The organism is Halogeometricum sp. CBA1124 (assembly GCF_009741955.1).
Taxonomy (GTDB): domain Archaea; phylum Halobacteriota; class Halobacteria; order Halobacteriales; family Haloferacaceae; genus Halogeometricum; species Halogeometricum rufum.
Map to the genome: position 1 here is coordinate 1 of NZ_WPCD01000300.1, position 2866 is coordinate 2866.

The following is a 2866-nucleotide window of genomic DNA, read 5'->3' on the forward strand; positions in this document are numbered from 1 at the left end:
CGACCGGAGATTCCGCGCCACTCGACCGGACGATGGCGAATCGAGACCACACTCCCTCTCGAGCGACCACCGGTCGAACTTCTCCAGCAGTTCGCGGACGCGCACGCGACGTTCGCGGAGTTCGGGGTTGTTCGTGTCGTACTCGCCGCGCACCTGCTTGACGATGAGTTCGGAGTCCCCGCGGACGTCCACCTCGTCGAAGCCGTACTCCGCGGCGACTTCGAGGGCGCGGATGAGCGCCTCGTACTCCGCGCGGTTGTTCGTCGTCTTCCCGATGGTGTCGGAGCCCTCGCCGACGATGCCCTCGGAGGTGACGATGGCCCACCCGATGGCGGCGGGGCCGGGGTTGCCCCGACTCGCGCCGTCGAAGTAGACGTGCGCCCGCCCCCCGCGTTCCTGCAGGAGAGCGAGGAGGTCCGACGGCCGTGCCCCCTGCACGACCACCTTGTCGTCGTACGCGACGGCGTTGGCGTCGCCGCGGGACGCCCGCCAGCGTTCGTACTCGGTGTGTCCCTCCTCGACGGTGACGCCGGCCTCGGTCAACCGTCGTCGGGCCTCCTCGGGGTCGCAGTCTACGGTCGGCATACCGGACGAAGACCGAGTGCAGAAAAGAAGGGTTCGGTCCACCCCGACCGGCCGCGGTCGACGCAAACGGTTATGTGCGGCCATTTCACACTACATGCAATGAAAACAGAAAGTACGGGGAACGATGATATCCTCGAACTACTCTCCCGGCGGGACGAAGTCGCCGACGACGTCGAACGCCGGGGGGAGGTGGTCGTCGACCGGACGGAGACGGCCGAACTGACCCGACACCGACGGGTCCACGTCGTGGAGTCGGAGTCGTCGGAGACGCTGCCGCGGTCGACGTACGAGAGCGAGCGACGCCGGCGGACGCTCCGACCGAACCGGTGGGAGCACGCGCCGTCGAAGTTCCGTTCGAAGGACATCGACTACGTCACCGACGAGTCGCCCGACGAGTGTTCGGGGTGCGGCGGTGCGGGACGGACCCCGTGTCCGACGTGCGACGGGTCGGCGGAGGAGACGTGCCCCGACTGCGACGCGACGGGCGTCGTCGACTGCGAGGGATGCGGGGGTGCCGGACGGAACGACTGCAGTACCTGCCACGGGTCCGGGACGGTGACCGAACGGGTCGACCGGCCCTGCGGACAGTGCGACGGCAACACGTCGATACGCTGCCCGTCGTGCCTCGGCGACGACGACGACTGTCTCAAGTGTACCGGTGACGGGGTCGTCTCGTGTCCTCGGTGCCGCGGACGCGGAACGGAGACCGAGGCTCGGGACCGCCGGTGCGGCAACTGCGAGGGCACGGGATGGCGGACTTGCGGGGACTGCGGTGGCGAGAAGACGCAACGATGCGGCCGGTGCGAGGGCGGCGGCCACATCACGTGCCGGGAGTGTTCGGGCGCGGGCGACGTCGAGTGCGAACGGTGCGAGGGAGACGGCGAGACGGTGACGGCGACCCTCGGGACGATGGCCTTCTCGAGTTCGAAGGAGTTCGAGGTCGACGCCGCTCACGTTCCCGAGTCGCGGTTCAAGAAGACGGACGGCGACGGCGTCTCGACGACGTGTCCCGTCGACGGCGACCGACCGCCGGCCGAGAACTGGTCGGGGACCCACCTGTACCGACACGAAACGAGTCGGTCGAACGCCGACTGCCAGCACCTCGTGTACGCGTACGACGACGACCGGTACACCGCGTCGCTCGTGGACGGGGAACTCCGGTACGACGACTTCCCGAACGACCCCGACCACCTCGACGAGATGATATCGTCGGCGTTGAACCGCGGTTACTTCGATCTCCTCTCGCCGACGGACGACCCGGACGGGGTCGCGGCCGCCTTCCGCCGTGCTGTCGGCGACGCGGTCAAGTTCCTTCTCGTCTCCGCCCTCGCTTTCGGCGCGCTGTTCGCCGCGACGACTCTCGCCGGGGCGGACCTGTTCACGGCTGTCGGCGTCGTCGTCCTCGCACTCGTCGCGGTCGCCGTCGCCGCCATCCTCGTGGGCGACCGCGACTACTCGGGACACGGTACCGATCGGAGTTCACCCGTGTGTTCGCCCTTGGACTTCGCGCCGTCGGCCCTCGCTGGTCTCGGGGCGGCCCTCACCTTCGTCCTCGACGTGGGGTCGGTACAGGACCGGTGGCTGGTCGTCGCGTTCGCGGTCGGACTCTGGGCCGCGCACGGCAGGCGATGGCTCGATTTCGAGGCGCGGAGACTCGCGTTCAGATCCGCCCGGCGCGCTGCGTTGCTCGACCGTCTCACGACGGACGAGGAGACGCTCTCGAAGTTCGCTCTGGGCGACCGGCTCCCGCCCGCGAACCCGACTCCCGGCGCGTGGTTCTACGACAGGTCGAGTACCGCCGTCTTCACCGTCGGCTGGATGGGGAGCGCCGTCTGTTTTGCGGCCGCTCTCGTCGCGGGGGGCGACGGGGGGACGGCGACCGGAGCGGCGAACGGCGTCCTGTCGCTTCTGGCCGTCCTCGCCGTCGCCGTCGCCGTCGCGCTCTCGACGGTACTGCTCGGAGAGTCCGACGATTGAGGAACGGCGGCGTCCGACGGTCGACCGCCCTACCCGAAATCCGGCCAAGGGTTTAAGTTCGACGCGACAGCGAATATAAAAAATGCGATGACACGGCCTACTCGCCAGCGGGAGCGAGACAGTGATAGAACACGGTGGCAGGGTGAACGCGAGGAGGACGCTGCCGAAGACGAGGATGATATCGACATCGAGGACATGGACGAGGAGGACCTCGTCCGGACCGGGGACGGTGAACTCATCCACGAACCGACCGGCATCGTCGTCGAGGAAGAACAGATAGACCCCGGTCCGGAGTGGCGGGCGT

The 2866-nt window shown here is 68.4% G+C and carries 2 protein-coding genes and 1 pseudogene; 2 read left to right on the forward strand and 1 reads right to left on the reverse strand.

Annotated features, from left to right (window positions below; genetic code table 11):
- Positions 1–585: ribonuclease HI (rnhA, locus tag GJ632_RS20700; RefSeq protein ID WP_191453908.1), on the reverse strand; the 585-nt coding region annotated here is incomplete at its 3' end.
- Positions 586–684: 99 nt separating this feature from the next.
- Between rnhA and GJ632_RS20705 the strand changes: the two genes are divergently transcribed.
- Positions 685–2562 carry a hypothetical protein gene (locus tag GJ632_RS20705; RefSeq protein WP_191453909.1) on the forward strand — a complete coding sequence of 626 codons (1878 nt, stop codon included), beginning with the start codon at positions 685–687 and terminating at the stop codon, positions 2560–2562.
- A gap of 87 nt (positions 2563–2649) precedes the next feature.
- Positions 2650–2866: pseudogene (locus GJ632_RS20710) on the forward strand (transcription initiation factor IIB 3); the annotation flags it as partial.